This window comes from Nocardia citri (genome assembly GCF_054065835.1).
Genome location: NZ_JBSUQM010000013.1, coordinates 13045 through 30739 on the forward strand (window position 1 = coordinate 13045; position 17695 = coordinate 30739).

A 17695-nucleotide genomic window follows, 5' to 3' on the forward strand; every position below is an offset into this window, starting at 1 on the left:
CCGATCCTGGATACAGCTCAGGGGCGCTCCCGAATACGGGAGCGCCCCTGATGTTTTCGAACGGCTAATGCGTCGCTGTCAGCGCTACATCGAGCACGATATAGGTGATCCAGAGCACGATCGCACCCGCGCCGATCCAGATTCCGGCCAGGGCCATGCCCCGACCTTGCTGTCCGCTCTCCTTGATCTGATTCAGTGCGATAACACCGAGGATGATTCCGACAATCGCGCCGACACCGCAGCTACACAGCCCGATTATCGAGGCGACCAGCGAGCCGATCGCAAGCCCATTGTTTCCCTGCGGCTGCTGCGGATAACCGTAGGGCTGATAGGCGTTCGGATAGGCCGGGGTCTGCGGATACGGCTGCTGCGCGCCGGCGACCGGTTGCTGCGGGTAGCTCGGGTACTGCGACTGCGGCTGTGGTGGCGGCGTCGGGGCCGGCTGCCGCGGGTACTGCGGCGCGGAAGGGTACTGGGGTGCCGCGGGGTACTGGGGTGCCGCGGGATACTGCGGTACCGATCCCTGGGCGCCGGCATCCGGCGACACGCCCTCGCCGCTGTACTGTTTCCACCATTCGTCGGAATCGCCGGGATTCGTCATTGCTACAGCCTATTCCACAACCTGGTTGGATGAAGCGCGTGAGTGAGTCCATGACAGTTGAAGAACACCCAGAATCTGGGGGCCCCGCAGCGGCCCACGCGGCATTCGCCGTCGCCGCGCGGGGCTACTACACCCCCGTCGTCGCGCTGTTCACCGCGACGCTGATCATCTCGAATATCTGCGCGACCAAAGGCGTCCAATACTTCACCGATCATTCGGTCAAGCTGGGCCCGGTCGAAATCCTGCCGATCTCGACCGACGGTGCGTGGTTCCTGTTCCCCCTGGCCTACATCATCGGCGACGTCATGAGCGAGGTCTACGGCTTCAAGGCCGCCCGCCGGGCCATCTACTACGGTTTCGCCATCCTGCTGCTCGCGGTCGTCTGCTTCGAGATCGCCATCGAGCTGCCCGCCGCGAGCACCTACGACAATCAGGAGGCCTTCCGGTCCGTCATCGGCAAGACGCCACAGCTGGTCGTCGCAGGCCTGTCCGGCTACTTCGTCGGTGAGATGCTCAATTCGGCGTCGCTGGTGCTGATCAAGGAGAAGACCAAGGAAAAGCACCTGTGGGCGCGACTGATCGGCTCCACGATCGTCGGTGAATTCGGTGACACGCTGATCTTCTGCTCGATCGCGGCCACCGCCATCGGTATCGACAGCTGGGGACAGTTCGTCAACTACCTGATCGTCGGATTCGTCTGGAAGACCCTCGCCGAGGTCATCGTGCTGCCGATCACCTACCGGGTGATCGCCTTCCTGAAGAAACACGAGCCGAGCTACGCGCCCCGCGAAACCACCGCCATCCTGAACTGAAAGTTGTGACGCGACAGGCTCGCTCGGCATAACCACAACGGAGCGAGTCTTACGAGCGAGGAGTTCGCGGCCCGTCTCAGGGGGCCGCGAACACGCCGCGCCGAAGGCGCGGCAATCAGACAGAGCTGCGACCTTTCCAGCGGCCTAACGTTTCGGCCTTGTACTCGTCGAAAAAGCCGCCCGCGATGCTCTCACGAATCCGGTCGACGAGCCGAATCGTGAAGCGCTCGTTGTGAATTGTGCACAGCGTCGAAGCCAGCATCTCCTTGGCCTTGAACAGGTGATGGATATAGGCCCTGGTGTAGTTCGCGCAGGTGTAGCAGTCGCAGGTGTCGTCGATCGGGGTGAAGTCGCGGCGGAATCGGGCGGTATTGATATTGAATCTGCCTTCGGCGATGTAGATCGCCGCATTGCGCGCGACCCGGGACGGGTTCACACAGTCGAAGGTATCCGCGCCGTTCTGCACCGCGACGAAGACGTCCTCGGGTTCGCTGATGCCGAGCATATGCCGCGGCTTGTCCTCGGGCAGTTCGTCGCAGCACCAGCCGACAATGCTGCCGAGGTTGTGCTTCTCCAGCGCACCGCCGATGCCGTAACCGTCGAAACCCGTTCCGGCGCTGCCGCGCAGCGATTCCAGTTCCCGGCAGGCCTTGCGGCGCAGGTCTTCGTATTGCGCGCCCTGGATCACCGCGAACAGCGCCTGATATGGGCGGTGCGTGCGCGCGGCGGTCAGCCGTTCGTGCTCGTCGATACAGCGTTGCGCCCATTCGTGCGTGCGCTGCAGCGACTTCTCCTGGTAGGCACGGGTATTCAGCAGGGTGGTCAGCTCGTCGAAGGCGAACAGGATGTCCGCACCGAGCCGATGCTGGATACCCATCGAAACCTCCGGTGTGAACCGGTGCTTCGAGCCGTCGAGATGTGAGCGGAAGGTGACGCCGTCATCGTCGACGGTGGCCAGGCGCTCTTTGCCCGCGGCGATCACGTCATCGCTTCGGACGTCGACCGCCTCCATGGCCAGCACCTTCTTGAAGCCGACCCCCAGCGACATCACCTGGAAGCCGCCGCTGTCGGTGAAGGTCGGGCCGGACCAGTTCATGAACTTGCCGAGCCCACCCGCCTCGTCCACGATGTCCGGTCCCGGCTGCAGATACAGGTGGTAGGCATTCGCCAACAGCGCCTGCGCACCGAGTTCCTTCATGGTCTCCGGCAGCACCGCCTTCACCGTCGCCTTGGTGCCGACCGGAATGAATGCGGGCGTCGCGATATCACCGTGCGGTGTGCTGATCACACCCGTTCGACCGTGTCGTCCCGGAAGACGGGTACCGACGGTGAACGAGAAGTTTTCGGGATCGGACACGCGAATATCCTCCCAGGACCACATTCGGCCGGGCCCACCAGGCACCCGGCCGATGTGGCGGTCAGGCCTCGGCGGCGGCCGCGGCGAACTGGGCGTTGTAGAGGCGGTAGTAGGCGCCGCGTTCTTCGAGCAAGCGCTCGTGGTTGCCGTGTTCGACGATGCGGCCCGCCTCCATGACGACGATCAAGTCGGCGTCGCGAATGGTGGAGAGGCGGTGCGCGATGACGAAGCTGGTGCGGTCCCGGCGCAGCGCCGCGGTCGCGTGCTGGACCAGCGCCTCGGTGCGGGTGTCGACCGAGCTGGTCGCCTCGTCCAGGACCAGGATGGACGGTTTGGCCAGGAAGGCGCGGGCAATGGTGATCAGCTGCTTCTCACCAGCGCTGACGCCCGAACCCTCCGCATCGATGACCGTGTCGTAACCATGCGGCAGCGCGTGGACGAAGCGGTCGACGTAGGCGGCGCGCGCGGCCTCGAGAATATCCGCTTCGCTGGCATTCGGATTGCCGTAGGCGATGTTGTCCCGGATGGTGCCCTTGAACAGCCAGGTGTCCTGCAGCACCATGCCGATCCTGGAGCGGAGGTGATCGCGGGTGATCTCGGTGATATCGACGCCGTCGATGGTGATCGTGCCCGCATCGAGTTCGTAGAACCGCAACAGCAGATTCACCAGGGTGGTCTTGCCCGCACCGGTCGGGCCGACGATGGCGACCACATGTCCGGGCTCGGCGACCAGTGACAGCCGCTCGATGACCGGCGTCTCGGGTTCGTAGCGGAATGACACCGCCTCGAATTCGACCCGGCCGCGATCGACCGGACGGGTGTTCTCCATGACCGGATCCGGCGACTGCTCCTCGGCATCGAGGATTTCGAAGATCCGCTCGGCCGAAGCGACACCGGATTGGAGCAGGTTGGCCATGGCGCCGATCTGGGTCAGCGGCTGGCTGAACTGCCGGGAGTACTGGATGAAGGCCTGCACCTCACCGAGCGACAGATTGCCGGTCGCCACCCGCAGACCGCCGACCAGCGCCACTAGCACGAAGTTCACATTCCCGAGGAACATGATCGAGGGCATGATCAGCCCGGAAATGAACTGCGCCTTGAAACTCGACTCGTAGAGGTCGTTGTTGCGCTTGTCGAATTCCTGACCGACCTCGCGGTTGCGGCCGAATGCGGTGACCACCTCGTGCCCGGTGAAGGCCTCCTCGACCTGCGCGTTCACCATGCCGGTGTACTTCCACTGGTTCACGAAGTGTGGTTTGGAGCGTTTGGCGATCTGTGTGGTGACAATAATCGCGGCGGGCACGGTGAGCAGGGCGATCAACGCGAGCAGCGGCGAAATCCAGAACATCATGATCAGGATGCCGATCACCGAGAACAGCGAAAGGATCAGCTGGCTCATGGTCTGCTGCAGCGTCTGCGACACATTGTCGACGTCATTGGTGACGCGGCTGAGCAGGTCACCGCGCGGGGTGGAATCGAAGTAGCGCAGTGGAAGTCGATGGATTTTGTCCTCGACCTCGCTGCGCAGCCGCTTGACCGTGCGGTTGATGACGACATTGAGCAGGTAGGACTGCAGCCAGCTGAACACCGCCGCGCCGATATAGAGCAGCAATACCAGCATCAGCACCCGGCCGACCGCGCCGAAATCCACACCGACACCCGGGGTGACATCCATCGCGCCGAGCATGTCGGCGAAGGTGTTGTTGCCCGCGGCCCGCAGCCGCTGGATCGCCTCTTCCTTGGTGATGCCACTCGGCAATTGGCGGCCGACCACACCGTCGAATACCACATTGGTGGCCTTGCCCAGAATGTACGGCCCGAGCGTATTCAGCACCACCGAGACGATCGCAAGCCCGACGATCACACCGACGTATACGCGCTCGGGCGCCAGCCTGCGCACGAGTCGCTGCAGCGACGGACCGAACGATTTCGCCTTCGCATCCGGCGCACCGGGATGCACCGCTCCGGGTCTCATCGGATCTCCTCCCGCCGGCTCCGATACCCGTCACCGCTCGCGCCGGGCGGCGATCCAGTGCGCTTGGCCAGGGCGACCGCGGCCTCATCGGCACCGAGCTGGGAGGCGACGATCTCCTGGTATTCCGCGCAATCGCGCATCAATTGCTCATGCGTGCCGATCCCGGCCACCACACCGTCCTCTAGCACCACGATCTGATCGGCATCCCGGATGGTGGTAACCCGTTGCGCCACAATGATTACCGAGGCATCCCTGGTCTCCGGCCGCAAGGCCGCGCGCAGCCGGGCATCGGTGGCGACATCCAGCGCGGAAAACGAATCGTCGAACAGGTAGACGCGCGGCTTCTTCACCAGCGCCCGCGCGATGGCCAACCGCTGACGTTGTCCGCCCGAAACAGTGGTGCCGCCCTGCGCGACCGGCGTTTCCAGACCCTGCGGCATATCGCGCACGAAATCGGCGGCCTGAGCGATTTCCAGACATCGCCACAGTTCCTCGTCGGTGGCCTCCGGATTGCCGTAGCGCAGATTGCTGGCGACGGTGCCGGAGAACAGATACGCCTTCTGCGGGACCAACCCGATCTGCGCGCGCAGCACTTCGAGGTCGATATGACGGACATCGGTGCCGCCGATATAGACCGCGCCATCGGTCACATCGATGAGCCGGGGAATCAGATTGAGCAGTGTCGTCTTGCCCGCACCGGTGGAGCCGACGATCGCCGTGGTCGTACCCGGCTCGACCTGGAATCGGATCGCCGAGAGCACCGGCTTTTCCGCACCGGGAAAGGCGAATTCGGCGAATTGCAGATCGACCTGCGCCGGATCACTCTTGAACGGCTGCGGCAGCCGCGGCGGCAACACTGAGGTTTCGGTATCGAGCACCTCGCCGATCCGGTCGGCGGAGACGGCCGCGCGCGGTGCCATCATGGCCAGGAAAGAGGCCATCATCACGGCCATCAGGATCTGCATGATGTAGGACAGCATCGCGGTGAGCGAGCCGATCTGCATTTCGCCGTCGTTGATCAGATGTCCGCCGAACCAGATCACCCCGACCGCGGTGACATTGCTGATCAGCATCACCAGCGGGAACATCAGCGCCATCAGCCGCCCGACGCGCAGCGCGGATTCGGTGAGTTCGGTATTGGCCAGCCCGAAGCGCCAGGTCTCCTGTCGCTCGCGCACGAAGGCGCGCACCACCCGGATACCGGTGATCTGCTCGCGCAGCACCCGGTTGACCTCGTCGATTCGGTGCTGCATATCGCGGAAGCCGGGCACCATCTTCGCCACGATGACACCCATCGAGATGGCCAGTGCGGGCACCGCGATGAGCAGCAGCCAGGACAGCCCGAGATCCTCGCGCAGCGCCATGAAAATGCCGCCGATACACATGATCGGCGCCATCACCAGGATGGTCGCCGACATCACGATCAGCAGCTGAACCTGCTGAATATCGTTGGTATTGCGGGTGATGAGCGAGGGCGCGCCGAACATACCGACCTCGCGCGCGGAGAAGGTGCCGACCCGATGCAGCAGCGCACCGCGCAGATCCCGGCCCGCACCCATCGCGGCCTGCGCGCCGAGATAGACCGAACACGACGATGCGATGATCTGCACGCCGGTGACCGCGAGCATCCACAGTCCGGTGGTCCAGATGTAGCCGATATCACCCTTGGTGACGCCGTTATCGATCAGGTCGGCGTTCAAGGTCGGCAGGTACAGCATCGCGATGACCGAGATGAGTTGTAGGCCTACGACGCCCGCCAATTGGGCCCGGTACGGGGCCAGATGAGTGCGAAGCAGTCTGATCAGCATAATGAAAAGGAGGCTACCGTCATTCCGCGCGATCCGTCGCGGACATTCCTGACCAGCAGCGATGTTGGCGCGCGAGGCTTTCGGTCGGCATGACTCGAGGCGAATCAGCGCCGCGCCCACGCACCGGGATCCTCGATGAGCGTGCCGATGAATCCGGGCAGCCGGTCCTGCGCGATGTCGTCGATGGAGACATTCTCCAGTACCGCACGGATATTCACCCGCAGCGCGATCCACACCCGCTGCAATGGTTCGCCCGCACCCGGATAGCGCACATCCTCCGGACGCTCACCGCGTACCGAGGCGAGCGGGCCCTCGATCGCGCGGATCACATCGGCGATAGAAATCCGCGCGGCGGGGCGGGCCAGCCAATAGCCGCCATCCGGACCGCGCCTGCTGGTCACCAGATCAGCTCTGCGCAATTCGGCGAGTACGGTCTCGAGCACCTTGGGCGGGATATGCTGCGCGGTCGCGATCGCCTCGGCCTTCACCACCGGCGCGACCTGCACGGCGACCGGATCCGGCGCACGATAGGCCTGGGGTGCGCGGGCGATCTCCAATAGGGTCCGCACCGCGTAATCGACCCTCGCGGTGATGTGCACGGCGGCTACTCCCTGACCTCTTCGATGTTCGAACGAATCTACGCGCTGTGGCAGCCGGTAAGAACACAGGTGGCCGCGTCCAGCAGCGTGCGTTCCACTACGGAATCCTCGACGCCGGGCACGAGTTCGGTGGACAGCAGTGCCACCCTGAGCACCTCCAGCGCCGCACTGACGCGCAGCTTGGCGACATCGTCGGCGTCGGGTCCGGCGAGCCATTCGCGCAGTACCCGAGTCGAATCCAGGATGTTCGGACACCGGTCGGCCATGACATTGACGATGGCGACGGCGTCGCGGACAAATAGCGCGCCGGCGTCGCGATGACGGATCATGCCGCGCAGATAGGCGCACAGCACAGCGCGCACACCCTCCGCATCGCGTGGAACCGCATCGATATCCTCGATCACCGAGCGCATGTGATCGACGATCGGATCGACGATCGCCAGCAGCAGATCGAGCTTCGAGGCGTAGTGATAGTAGAGCGAAGCCTTTGTGATTCCCACCACATCCGCGACCTCACGCAAACTCGTCTGTTCGAATCCTTTGGCCCCGAACAGCTTCACCGCGGCGTCGCGAATTGCCATTTTTGTGCCGCCGACAGCGACGACGTCGCCCGCGTCACGAACGGTCATGGGGTGATCCTCTCATTACATATGCGCTGAGCCAGCATCGCCCTCAAAGTCGAGGTTGTGCCTCCGCTTATCTCCTGGGTAGTCTACCTACCGCACGGTAGGCAGGAAGTGTCAATGGAGGCGGGGTAGGCAGGACAACCCCCGCGAGTGCTTGTCTACGTGCCGCGAAATCAGCACGTAACCAGCCACTCATTAGGAGAACCCTTCGTGTCCGTTTATCTGTACAGATGGGGAAAGTTCGCTTTCCGCAGGAAATGGATAGTGCTTCCGGTCTGGCTTGTCCTGTTCCTGCTGCTCGGCGGCCTAGGCACGCAGCTGAAGGAGCCGATGAGCAATGACTTCAGCATGCCCGCCCTGCCGTCGGCCCGCGCCAACGAAATCCTCGACAAGCACTTCCCCGGCGCCTCCGATGCCTTCAAATTCGACGCCGTGACCGGCACCTATGTCATTGCCGCACCCGAAGGACAGAAACTGACCGATCCGGCGAACCGGGCGGCACTGGAGGCCTTCATCGCCAAGCTCGGCACACTCGACATCGTCGACCACAGCAAACCGGTGATCAATCCGGTCGAGACCGCCGAGAAGTCGGGGTGCATCGCCGACCCGGATCCGTCCAAGTGCAGTGGCGCACCGCTGAACGTGCTCAGCAAGACGGCTCCCGATTCGGTCTCCTTCTTCAGCGTCCCGTTCACCATCAAGAAGTTCACCGACGTGACCGACGCGCAGCGCCACGCGGCCTACGACATCGCCAGCGATGCCCGCAACGCCGGGCTGCGGGTGGAGATGAGCGGCTCGATCGCACAACAGAACGCGGCCCCGAGCGGTAGGTCCGAGCAGATCGGCATGGCCATCGCGTTGGTCGTCATGATCATCGCCTTCGGCGCCATCGTCGCCGCCTTCGTGCCGATCATCACCGCGATCGTCGGCCTCGGCGCGGCCACCTCGCTGATCTTCCTTGGTACCTCGATCATCGAGGTCCCCAGCTTTACAACCTTCCTCGCGTCCATGATCGGCATCGCCCTGTCGATCGACTACGCGTTGTTCATCGTGTCACGCTACAAGCACGAACTGGCAGTGCAGGATTCGCCGGAGGAGGCGGCAGGTACCGCCCTCGGTACGGCCGGTTCCGCCGTGGTCTTCGCCGGTCTGACCGTGATCATCGCGCTCGGCGGACTCAGTATCGTCGGCGTGCAATTCATGACGTTCATGGGTTTGGGAGGTGCGATCGCCGCGGCGTTCGCAGTGCTCACCGCCATTACGCTGATGCCGGCGCTGCTCGGTGCGTTCGGCCGGTTCCTGTTCAAGCCGAAGCTGCCGATCGTGGCCCAGCACGATCCCGAGGACGACGAGTCCGTCACCAACGGCATGCGCGTCGGCCGGTTGATCGGCCGGGCGCCCGCGGTGACGCTGCTGCTCGGCGTGGTAGTGCTCGGTCTGCTCGCCGTACCCGCCGCCGGTCTGAGCCTCGGCCTGCCCGGCGACGACAGCCAGCCCAAGACCTCGACCATCCGCAAGGCCTACGAGTTGCGCACCGAGGGCTTCGGTGAGGGCAGCAACGGCGTACTCAATGTCGCGGTCGACCTCACGAAGGTGCCCGCCGACCGGCGCGAGGCCGCGGTGACCGCGCTGCGGTCCAAGCTCGCGTCCTACGCGGGCATGGATTATGTGACCGAGCCGAAGTGGAGTGGTGCGGACAAGGCGGGCGCGCTGCTCGACGGCGTGCCGAAGTCGGGTCCGAACAACCAGGCCACCAAGGACCTGGTCAATGCCGCCCGCGATGCCGAAGCGCAGATGCAGTCCGAGTACGGCATCGAATACGGCATCACCGGCACTACGGCGATCTATGCCGATGTCGACCATGTGCTGCTGAGCAAGATTGTGCCGTATCTGGCCATCGTGGCCGGTGCCGCGTTCCTGCTGCTGATCCTGGTATTCCGCTCGATCCTGGTGCCGCTGACCGCGGCGCTCGGCTTCCTGCTCTCCATGGCGGCCACCTTCGGTGCGACAGTGCTGATCTTCCAGGAGGGCAAGCTCGGGCTGATCGAGGATCCGCATCCGCTGGTCAGCTTCCTGCCGATCATGCTGATCGGTCTGGTGTTCGGTCTGGCCATGGACTACCAGGTATTCCTGGTGACCCGGATGCGCGAGGAATTCGTCAAGGGCAAGTCGCCGAAGGACGCGATGGTCGCCGGCTATCACCACGGCGCCCGGGTCGTCACCTCGGCCGCGGTCATCATGATCTCGGTGTTCGGCTCCTTCCTGCTGGAATCCGATGTCACGGCGAAATCGTTCGGCTTCGCGCTGGCGGCGGGCGTATTGATCGACGCGTTCATCGTCCGCATGATCGTGATCCCGTCGCTGCTGGTGCTGATGGGCAAATGGTCCTGGTGGATTCCGAAGTGGCTGGATCGGATCCTGCCGGATATCGACATCGAGGGCGCGAAGCTGCGTGAGCTGCAGCAGCGGTCCGCGGAGACGGTGCAGGTGCCGGTCGGCGTGAGCTGATCGGAGTAAGCCGCTCGGCCCCGCACCCGGAGTAATCCGCCAGTCCGGTGTGGGGCCGAGCGCGTTTCGCGGCGATGTGACAGGGACCGAGTTGTACGAATTGCCTGGGCAGCCGGTATCCGACTCGATATGACAGCCGGTGCGCGGCGGCTGAGCTTCCAATTCGGAACGCTCCCACTGGAATTCACCGATGATCGAACCAAATTCCGATGGGAGCCAAGATATTACCGGCTGGGCTGCGGCAGGTCGCACTCATCGACCTGAGGGTTCACACCCAGGTAGTTGAGTGGACCGGCCAGCGCCGTCAGGGCAATGGTGCCGAAACCAGCGCAGTTGATCGGTGCGGGGTCGAAGTTATGGCGCTGACCTGCGGCGATAACGCCGATGGCCAGCCAGATCAGCAGGAGCAGTCCTAGCAGTCGAGTCCCAGCGGAAGGCGCTGGTCTCCGATCGGGCACACGCTCGCGCATCGTCATCGCTTCCTTTCGCACTCGCGTACCACGCTGGATACCCGAACACGAGACGAACACTCTCCCGGCCGCTGAGCGCTTGTGCCGATCACCGCGTATCGGGCATCGATCGGCCTATAAGCACCGCTCGAGAAACCGACCGGTCCAATGTCATTTACTTAGGACACGTCACGTTCGGGCTGTGCAGGTTCAGCCACGTGCGGCTCGCGCGGTGTCCGCGCCGACCCTCATCCTTGCCGCTATGGTCAGTATCCAACTGGGTGCGGGCTTGGCCAAGTATCTGTTCGACATAATCGGCACCAGCACCGCGGCGAGCGCCTTCGCCGGCGTCATCGCGCTGGTGCCATGGCGGCGCTCGTTGCGCGTCGATCGCGCGGCACCGCCCGGGCATCATCGGGTACCGATCTAGGGACTCGGTTGCGGGACGTTGCAGTCGGCGATTTTCGGATTCACGCCCATGTAGTTGAGCGGTCCGGCGAGGACGGTCAAGGCGATCGTGCCGAAGCCCGCGCAGTTGATCGGACCACTGTCGAAATAGTGCCGCTGCCCGGCCGCGACAACGCCGATAACCAACCAGATCACGATCAGCACGCTGCCAAGTTTCATCTCGCCCGTATCTCTCCCGCGCGAATCGCGCAAACGCGGTTGGTGGTTCGGCGAATTATCGCATCGCGCCCGGCCCACACTCGGGCATTCAGCACATATCGCAGGCGTCGTCGGGCGCGCCCGACCACACCGCATGTCGCCGACCCGCCCCGAGCCCCGAGCCCCGAGGGCGGCCGGATCCTCGGCACTCAGCCTTCGAACATTACGAACTGGGTTGCGGCACCTTGCAATCGGCGATCTTCGGATTCACGCCCATGTAGTTGAGCGGTCCGGCGATCACCGTCACCGCGATCGTGCCGAATCCGGCGCAATTGACCGGACTACTGTCGAAATAGTGCCGCTGCCCCGCGGCAACGACGCCGATCACCAGCCAGATCAGCACCAGCAGACTGCCGAATCGAAAATAGGGCTCTCTCATCTAACTCTCGCGCATCAATCCCGCGCGGCTCGTACAGCACCGCATTGTCGCAGCGCACCTTCCTCGCGCTTACCTAATCGCCGTATACCCGCTCGGCGCCGACTTACCCAGGAACCTCCGCAACCGGCGGATTCGTCGGCGCCAGCCGGCGAATCTGCTGGGCTGGACGATCCCTGGCCGGATCCCGCTGCTGATGGCCGTCGCCCGCTACGAAGCCCTACCCCGAACGCCGCACCCCCATCTCCGACACCTGCACCTGCACCTGCACCTGCATCGACGAGTTCACCAAGCGCATGGAACTGGACCACCGAGATTCGGTGTCGATGCTGCGGGATGAACAGAACCAGGGCGCTCCTTCCTCGTCTCGGCATCGACCCGGACCGTTGGCCTGCGTCGGCCGGACCCCGAGCCGTAATCCAGGCGATCTCGGACTAAACATGTACGGCGCCAAGCGCATACCATCGTCTTATGGGTGGTATGAGGATCCGGATTGCCGTCCGACGTCCAAAAGAAGTGGCCGCGTTCATCGATGCGCACAGCGACAATCAGACCGCGAGCGTCCTGGAAGTGCTGCGGCGCCTCCGACGCCGCCGATTGCCCGAAGCCGAAGCGATCACCATCGGTGTGCGCCAGGCTTTCCCGGACACGGACTAGCGCGACCGATCCGCCGGACCTGGCCGGTAAAGGTGCGCCGGGCCCGTATGCGAACTTGTGCGCCCAGCGCTGAATCAGCTGCGGCAGCGGCGATTACAGGCGCCTTTGTACATCGAGTCGAGTTACATCCAACAGTGTGGCGAGGCGGTAGCGCTACGAGGACTGACCGATCTCGGTGACGATGGTGTAGAGCTCGATGATGACGCCGTCGTTGGTACGAGCAATGTCCATGCCGCTGACCACCGGCGGTTGGCCGGCAGGGCCGTAGTGGAAGCCGAGGTGACCGATATCGTCGAGCTCCGACGCTGGGCCTACGGGTCGGAAGACCCAGTCCGGGTTTTCGGCGCGCAACTGCTCGGCGCGGAGTTCGAAGTCCTTGCGCCCGCGCACAATTCGGTCCGGTTCGTGCCATACCACAGCTTCGTGGTAGGTCTCGGCGATGGCTGCGGCCCGACGGCCCGGGTCCGGTTCGTTGAATACGTCGAGAAGGTTGCGTCGCATGAGGTCGGCGGGGGAACTGGTCACGGCGAGTCCTTTCCTACGAAGTGATCGCTGTAGTTCAAATTTGAACGTTAACTCGGGGGAATCAGTCCCGAGCCGAAATCAGACCGCCCGGGCTCCGCACAAAGCTCGCAACACCACCAACCTAAGAAGAAAGCCTCTCACCTGAGCTGACAGGTGAGAGGCTGGTGCGGTGGCGGAGGGATTTGAACCCTAATCGCCCCCGTGGTCAGAGGCTCAAATACCGATTTACCTGCGAAAACACATCACTGTAATTCACGGCAAATCACTGTGTTTCACGGCAAGTTGTGCCCAAAATGTGCCCAGAATCAGGCCGTTCCGCCCCATTCTGGCTCGATCTGCGCGAGCATCGCGGCCAGCCAGTCGGCCCGCTGGTGGTCGGCTGGCATCGCTGCGACGCCCTGGGTTGCCTCCCGGATCGCATCGGCCTTGCGCCCCATGGTTGCGAGCACCACGCCGCGCTGCACGGCCAAGAACCCCGGCAGGTACCAGTAGCCGTACGCAGGTAGTTCGGTCCCCTCCGCGGCGTACGCGGCCTTGTCGGCAGCGTGCAAGGCTCGCGCCGCCGCGCTCACATCACCTTGGGCGGCGAGCAGTTCGGCCCGCCAATACCGGTCGAATGCGCGCAAGGCAGGGTATGTGTGCTCGGCCCGTATGGCGTCCTCGGCGAGCGCTACGGCCTTCGGCAGATCTCCGGCATGTCGCGCCACGTAGGACCGGAACGACAGCGAATGTGCCTGTTGCGAATCATCCCCGGCGATCTCGGCCAGGCTGAATGCGTCGGCCAACGATTTGTCCGCCGTGACCGGCCGACCGATGGCGTGTTCGAGCCAGCCCCGGTATCGGCTGACTTCCGCTGCCAGTCCGGCCGCAGCCGACCCACCGGCACGTTCGGCCGCCAATGCCTGTGCCACGCCATCAATCCCCCGAATGACAGGGGCGACCAGCGACGACCCGACTTGGTCCTCGAGGTGGCGTGTGCGCTCCAGTATTACCGCGATATCCGATAGCCCGGACTGGCCAGCATGGGCCGGATCGGCCACCGTGGCGGCCAGACGGTCTATGTCGACATCGGCCAGGCCGATCGTGGGATCACCGAGGACTTTCCGGTATGCCTCGATCACGGATTCGGACATAGGTTTGCGTCCGGTCTCTACTTCGGACAGGTAGCTCACGGCGAAGGAAGTCCGAATCGCCATGGTGCGCAAGCTAATTCCGGCCGCAGTGCGCAGTTCACGTAGAAGAGGACCGGTGACAGCCGATTTGGCGAACACCAGCGAACATTAACCCACTCCTGTCACCCCCAGATCACAACCAAGCTATGAGGTGGCCTCCCCGCCGCGTCGACACCGAACGAATCCGCGGCGGGGGGTGCCTTCCAACGGACGAAGGGGTGCAGTCGAGTGAAGCCGGTGGCCCTCGCATGGATCGACTACGACAACAGCGCCGCGCCGCAATGGGAGGCTGCCCAGGTGCAGCGGCTCGCGCGGCGGCTCGGGTACCGGCTGGTGTGGCCTGAGCGGCCCGCACTGTTGCCGTTAGCCGATCAGGTACGCAACGCCGGGGCCGATGCGGTGATCCTGCCCGCACCCGATCACGTCGGCCCGCTCGAGCTGGACGGGCTCATGCACGTTGCCGACATCGAAACCGTTTGCCCGCGCTTGTCATTCGCGCGGTGGTCGTTCGCCGGGGGTGCGCTGTGACCGCGTGGAACGTGGCCGGTCTCGCCGTCGCGGGTGGCCTGCCCTTGCTGGTTATCGCGGCGGCGATCTGGTGGCCCGGCGACGACGGCGAGTAGACCCGGCCGTGGCAGTCAGGGGGTATCTCTCCTGAACGGAATTCGCACGCGCTTGGGATGCTCGTTTGGGCAGGTCAGCGGCCTATGTTCGCAGCGTTTTTCGGCCCCGCTGTAAAAAATGTTTGACTATGAGGGGTCATGCAAGGGGGTGGGGTCAGATTTTTCCAGCAGATCGGACCGGCCGGGGCCGGGAGCCTCCCCGACCGGTCACGAAATCGCACGGGTCACCATCCCGCCCGGACCACTGGGGCCGGTCGGCGTCGGCCCTGACTAGCGCATGACGACCACGTCTGTCCATTCGCCGTCCTCGGCGTCGGCGAAAGCGATCCCAACGACGAGGCTGTGGTCGGTGTCGGGTTGGCAAACAGCGACCTTGCCGTCCGGCGCGGCAACAAGCAGCGCCCCGGCGGTGAGCGGTCCGGATGCGACGACTCGGCGGGTGCCGCTGCCAACATGGACGGTGACTGTCGCGCCGCGCTGCAACTCCCGTGGGTAGGCGGTGACGCCTAGCCATGCAGCAGTGGGGCCATTGGTCGGCGCAACCGTCTTGCTGGCGGTGATCTCCACCAGCTGACCGGCAGTCACCGACGCCGAGATGTTCATCTGCAGGTCGGCCATCGCTACTTCCCCCAGGGTTGGCCGGTCAGCTGCTCGAACACGCCCTTGTGCATCGCTTGGGGGTCATCCATCACCTCGGGCTGGCTCGCGTGCCCGATCTCGCTGAGCGGCACCGCGCCCTGGTCGGGCAGTGAGGCCAACAGCCGCTTGGTTGCGCCCGCGTCGGCCTCCATCAGCCGCGTCCACTCGGACCGACTCGCCGCGGCGATCTTGCCCGATCGCACCGCGTCGCCGATCACACGCTCGCGGTCGCTCTTCGCCGCGGCCTCGATGGCTTGGCGGCCCTTCTCGGCCTCGATTTTGAGCGCCTGGTGGTCGGCGTGGCTCATCCAGATACCGCGGCCGCGACCGGCTTTCACATCACCGGCCGACGCCTCGAGGCGACCGGCGAGCGCTGCAAGCAGTTCGTCAACGGTCACGGTCTCCTCGACACCGGCCATCTGGCACACGGCCGTCCACTGGTCCCCATCCAGCGTTTGGGCATCGTCGGAGCTTGTTGCTGGCGTGTCGGCCGGGTCGGCCGCTCGGACTGTCATCATCTTTCCTTCCGCTGATGTCGCGATCACGACGTGGCGGCGCTGCCGAGCAGCAGCCAGGCCGTAGAGGTCTTGCACGTCTTTGAGGCTGGGCAGTTCACCGACCGCCGGTTGTTCGGTACCGAGCAGGGCAAGGCCAGTGAGAACGAACGGGTGGGTGGTGCCGTCGGCAGCCTGATAGTCGAACTCGGCCTCGATCGACCGATTCGGGTACGCCGATTCCGCCACCTTGGCCAGCCAGGCCGGGAGGCCGACCAGATCACCGAGCAGGGTCGCACCGTCGGCACTGAGACGGAGGTTTTCGACCGCACCGAGCGCGGGTTCACCGTCCGACCACTTCTGTCGGTGCCCGATCTTCACGCGCGGCGCCGGGAGACTCTGCGCCGCTTTCACCGCCGCGGCAAGGTCGGCCTTGGTGATCTCAAACGGTCCCGTGCTGGCATTGAACCGGCCGACCTTGAGCACCGGGACATTGCGCAGCGTCGCCAGCTCGGGCGCGTTCTTCGTACTCATCGGCCCGTCGCCGGATCAGGATTTTTCGGCCAGGGCGTGATGCCCGGCGTTCGATCGGGCCCGATGCCGAGACGCGTCAACACCTCCTCGGCCGCCGCCTGGTCGTAGTTGCCGTACTCGCGGAACGGGTCGGGGTCAGCACCGCGTGCCCACTGCTGCACGCGATCCACGGCGCGGCGCAGCCCGGCGCAGTCCTTATAGTCGTCGGGCCGCACCGTTTCGAGCAGTTCGAACAGGGAGTACCGGTCCGGGAGGGATGCGGCGTGATGCCTGCACAGCCCCGGGAGCTCCAACAGGAGGCGCGGATTTTCGCCGCTGGCGGTGATGGTCGGCAGGTCGTCCTCTCCCCCGTTGAACATGCGCGGACACGGACCATCCTCGGTCGCCGCGCGGTACAGATCGGGCCACGCAGTGCGTAGGTAGTCCTCGAGGACGTTCGGGGCGTACGGATCCATCGTCACCGACAGCCCTTCGCCGAAGTAGGGGATGTTCAACGGGATTTCAGCCATTTTCGGTGCTCCTTCCGAGCTGGTAGGCACGAACCACGTCGGGGTCGAACGTCCATGTCTTGCCGACGCGCCGCGCCTCGAGCGTGCGGGCCAGTCGCCGGACCTGGCGGGTACTGCATCCGAGCATTTCGGCCACCTCCTTGCTTCCGATGGTTGTGGTGGTCATCGAGGATGCCTGCGGCACACCGGTTTCGCGGTCCGCGTGTCCGACCTCGGCCGCTGCGGCGGCCAATTCGGCGATCAGGACCAGTAGCCAAGGCGGGGCGGCGATGCCGTCGCGGCGCAGCGCCTTGGCGGCGGCGATCAGGCAGCGGCGCACGTTCGGCACGGCCGCGCCGGTGAGCACGACGGCCGGGCCGAACCGCTGCACCTCGGGCACGGTCATGGCTTCCGCGCCGCGTGCCGCAGCAGCATTGCGCGGGCCGCGGCGGCGAGGTCTGCGCGGATAGGGTCGGGCAGCAAAAGCAGCGCGCACAAAAAATGCGTTCCAGTGAGCGGATCACCGGCATCCAGGACTGCAGCCATGTCCTCGGGCCGACCGTCCATCCCGTGAGCGATCACGGCAAACACCCGTTGCGCCAAGTTCCATTCGTCCGGGCCGTCCGTCTGGTCAGACATCACAGCCCATTTCGGCACCGGGCCGCCGATGTGCTCGGCGACGCTCACGCTCCTTGTGGCGATGCGTCGGCCACACATCCCGCCGCGCCGGCGGGGGCGGCGGGATCCGCAACGGCCGGCGCGCGGTGGCCGGGTGGTGGGTCTTTT

Annotated in this window: 21 protein-coding genes; 5 read left to right on the forward strand and 16 right to left on the reverse strand. The window is 64.7% G+C overall.

The annotated features are described in order from the left end of the window. Positions 1-64: 64 nt before the first annotated feature. Positions 65-601, reverse strand: coding sequence for a DUF4190 domain-containing protein (locus ACW2Q0_RS18845; RefSeq protein WP_457191871.1), 537 nt, complete (start codon positions 599-601; stop codon positions 65-67). A 50-nt stretch (positions 602-651) separates the two neighbouring features. On the opposite strand from ACW2Q0_RS18845, the gene ACW2Q0_RS18850 reads away from it, so the two are divergent. Further along, positions 652-1413: a queuosine precursor transporter gene (locus tag ACW2Q0_RS18850; protein ID WP_457191873.1), complete on the forward strand. Its 762-nt coding sequence runs from the start codon at positions 652-654 to the stop codon at positions 1411-1413. Positions 1414-1528: 115 nt separating this feature from the next. Here ACW2Q0_RS18850 and tgt read toward each other — a convergent pair whose 3' ends face one another. The 5 genes from tgt to ACW2Q0_RS18875 form a co-directional block, all read right to left on the reverse strand. Then, complete coding sequence (tgt, locus tag ACW2Q0_RS18855) at positions 1529-2770, reverse strand: tRNA guanosine(34) transglycosylase Tgt (protein ID WP_457191875.1); 1242 nt, start codon at positions 2768-2770, stop codon at positions 1529-1531. Positions 2771-2831: 61 nt separating this feature from the next. Beyond that, entirely contained in the window at positions 2832-4745 is a 1914-nt protein-coding gene (locus ACW2Q0_RS18860; RefSeq protein WP_457191877.1) for an ABC transporter ATP-binding protein, read from the reverse strand. Then, on the reverse strand, positions 4742-6553 hold the full coding sequence (locus ACW2Q0_RS18865; protein ID WP_457191879.1) for an ABC transporter ATP-binding protein: 1812 nt from the start codon (positions 6551-6553) through the stop codon (positions 4742-4744). Before ACW2Q0_RS18865 ends, ACW2Q0_RS18860 begins: the two co-directional genes overlap by 4 nt. A gap of 104 nt (positions 6554-6657) precedes the next feature. After that, positions 6658-7152 (reverse strand): RrF2 family transcriptional regulator, encoded by a 495-nt coding sequence (locus ACW2Q0_RS18870; RefSeq protein WP_457191881.1) that lies wholly within the window; start codon positions 7150-7152, stop codon positions 6658-6660. 38 nt (positions 7153-7190) lie between these two features. Then, entirely contained in the window at positions 7191-7781 is a 591-nt protein-coding gene (locus tag ACW2Q0_RS18875) for a TetR/AcrR family transcriptional regulator (RefSeq protein ID WP_457191883.1), read from the reverse strand. 207 nt (positions 7782-7988) lie between these two features. Here ACW2Q0_RS18875 and ACW2Q0_RS18880 point away from each other — a divergent pair, with 207 nt between their 5' ends. After that, complete coding sequence (locus tag ACW2Q0_RS18880; RefSeq protein ID WP_457191885.1) at positions 7989-10286, forward strand: MMPL family transporter; 2298 nt, start codon at positions 7989-7991, stop codon at positions 10284-10286. A 224-nt stretch (positions 10287-10510) separates the two neighbouring features. Here the strand turns inward: ACW2Q0_RS18880 and ACW2Q0_RS18885 are convergent, their stop codons facing one another. Continuing rightward, a complete protein-coding gene (locus ACW2Q0_RS18885) occupies positions 10511-10756 on the reverse strand; it encodes a hypothetical protein (protein WP_457191887.1) in 246 nt (81 codons plus the stop codon). Positions 10757-10967: 211 nt separating this feature from the next. Between ACW2Q0_RS18885 and ACW2Q0_RS18890 the strand changes: the two genes are divergently transcribed. Further along, entirely contained in the window at positions 10968-11165 is a 198-nt protein-coding gene (locus tag ACW2Q0_RS18890) for a hypothetical protein (protein WP_457191889.1), read from the forward strand. Here ACW2Q0_RS18890 and ACW2Q0_RS18895 read toward each other — a convergent pair. Next, on the reverse strand, positions 11162-11362 hold the full coding sequence (locus ACW2Q0_RS18895; RefSeq protein WP_157110184.1) for a hypothetical protein: 201 nt from the start codon (positions 11360-11362) through the stop codon (positions 11162-11164). The two genes, ACW2Q0_RS18890 and ACW2Q0_RS18895, sit on opposite strands and share 4 nt — an antisense overlap. A gap of 202 nt (positions 11363-11564) precedes the next feature. Then, positions 11565-11780 (reverse strand): hypothetical protein, encoded by a 216-nt coding sequence (locus ACW2Q0_RS18900; RefSeq protein WP_457191892.1) that lies wholly within the window; start codon positions 11778-11780, stop codon positions 11565-11567. 513 nt (positions 11781-12293) lie between these two features. Here ACW2Q0_RS18900 and ACW2Q0_RS18905 point away from each other — a divergent pair. Next, positions 12294-12434, forward strand: a complete 141-nt coding sequence (locus ACW2Q0_RS18905) for a hypothetical protein (protein ID WP_457191894.1) — start codon at positions 12294-12296, stop codon at positions 12432-12434. 153 nt (positions 12435-12587) lie between these two features. Here the strand turns inward: ACW2Q0_RS18905 and ACW2Q0_RS18910 are convergent, their stop codons facing one another. Beyond that, the gene (locus ACW2Q0_RS18910; protein ID WP_457191895.1) at positions 12588-12959 is read right to left on the reverse strand and encodes a nuclear transport factor 2 family protein; all 372 of its coding nucleotides are present in this window, start codon (positions 12957-12959) and stop codon (positions 12588-12590) included. Positions 12960-13264: 305 nt separating this feature from the next. Further along, positions 13265-14230, reverse strand: a complete 966-nt coding sequence (locus ACW2Q0_RS18915; RefSeq protein ID WP_457191897.1) for a helix-turn-helix domain-containing protein — start codon at positions 14228-14230, stop codon at positions 13265-13267. 129 nt (positions 14231-14359) lie between these two features. Here ACW2Q0_RS18915 and ACW2Q0_RS18920 point away from each other — a divergent pair, with 129 nt between their 5' ends. Beyond that, entirely contained in the window at positions 14360-14659 is a 300-nt protein-coding gene (locus tag ACW2Q0_RS18920; RefSeq protein WP_457191899.1) for a hypothetical protein, read from the forward strand. Between the two features lie 365 nt (positions 14660-15024). On the opposite strand, the gene ACW2Q0_RS18925 is transcribed toward ACW2Q0_RS18920, so the two are convergent. The 5 genes from ACW2Q0_RS18925 to ACW2Q0_RS18945 are packed head-to-tail and all read right to left on the reverse strand — an operon-like array spanning position 15025 to position 17596. Next, complete coding sequence (locus ACW2Q0_RS18925) at positions 15025-15372, reverse strand: capsid cement protein (RefSeq protein ID WP_457191901.1); 348 nt, start codon at positions 15370-15372, stop codon at positions 15025-15027. Between the two features lie 2 nt (positions 15373-15374). Next, positions 15375-16421, reverse strand: coding sequence for a hypothetical protein (locus tag ACW2Q0_RS18930; RefSeq protein ID WP_457191903.1), 1047 nt, complete (start codon positions 16419-16421; stop codon positions 15375-15377). Continuing rightward, positions 16418-16930, reverse strand: a complete 513-nt coding sequence (locus ACW2Q0_RS18935) for a hypothetical protein (protein WP_457191905.1) — start codon at positions 16928-16930, stop codon at positions 16418-16420. The genes ACW2Q0_RS18930 and ACW2Q0_RS18935 overlap by 4 nt, the downstream gene beginning before the upstream one ends. Continuing rightward, positions 16923-17315 carry a helix-turn-helix domain-containing protein gene (locus ACW2Q0_RS18940; RefSeq protein ID WP_457191907.1) on the reverse strand — a complete coding sequence of 131 codons (393 nt, stop codon included), beginning with the start codon at positions 17313-17315 and terminating at the stop codon, positions 16923-16925. The genes ACW2Q0_RS18935 and ACW2Q0_RS18940 overlap by 8 nt, the downstream gene beginning before the upstream one ends. Then, positions 17312-17596, reverse strand: coding sequence for a hypothetical protein (locus ACW2Q0_RS18945; protein WP_457191909.1), 285 nt, complete (start codon positions 17594-17596; stop codon positions 17312-17314). Before ACW2Q0_RS18945 ends, ACW2Q0_RS18940 begins: the two co-directional genes overlap by 4 nt. Positions 17597-17695: the final 99 nt, after the last annotated feature.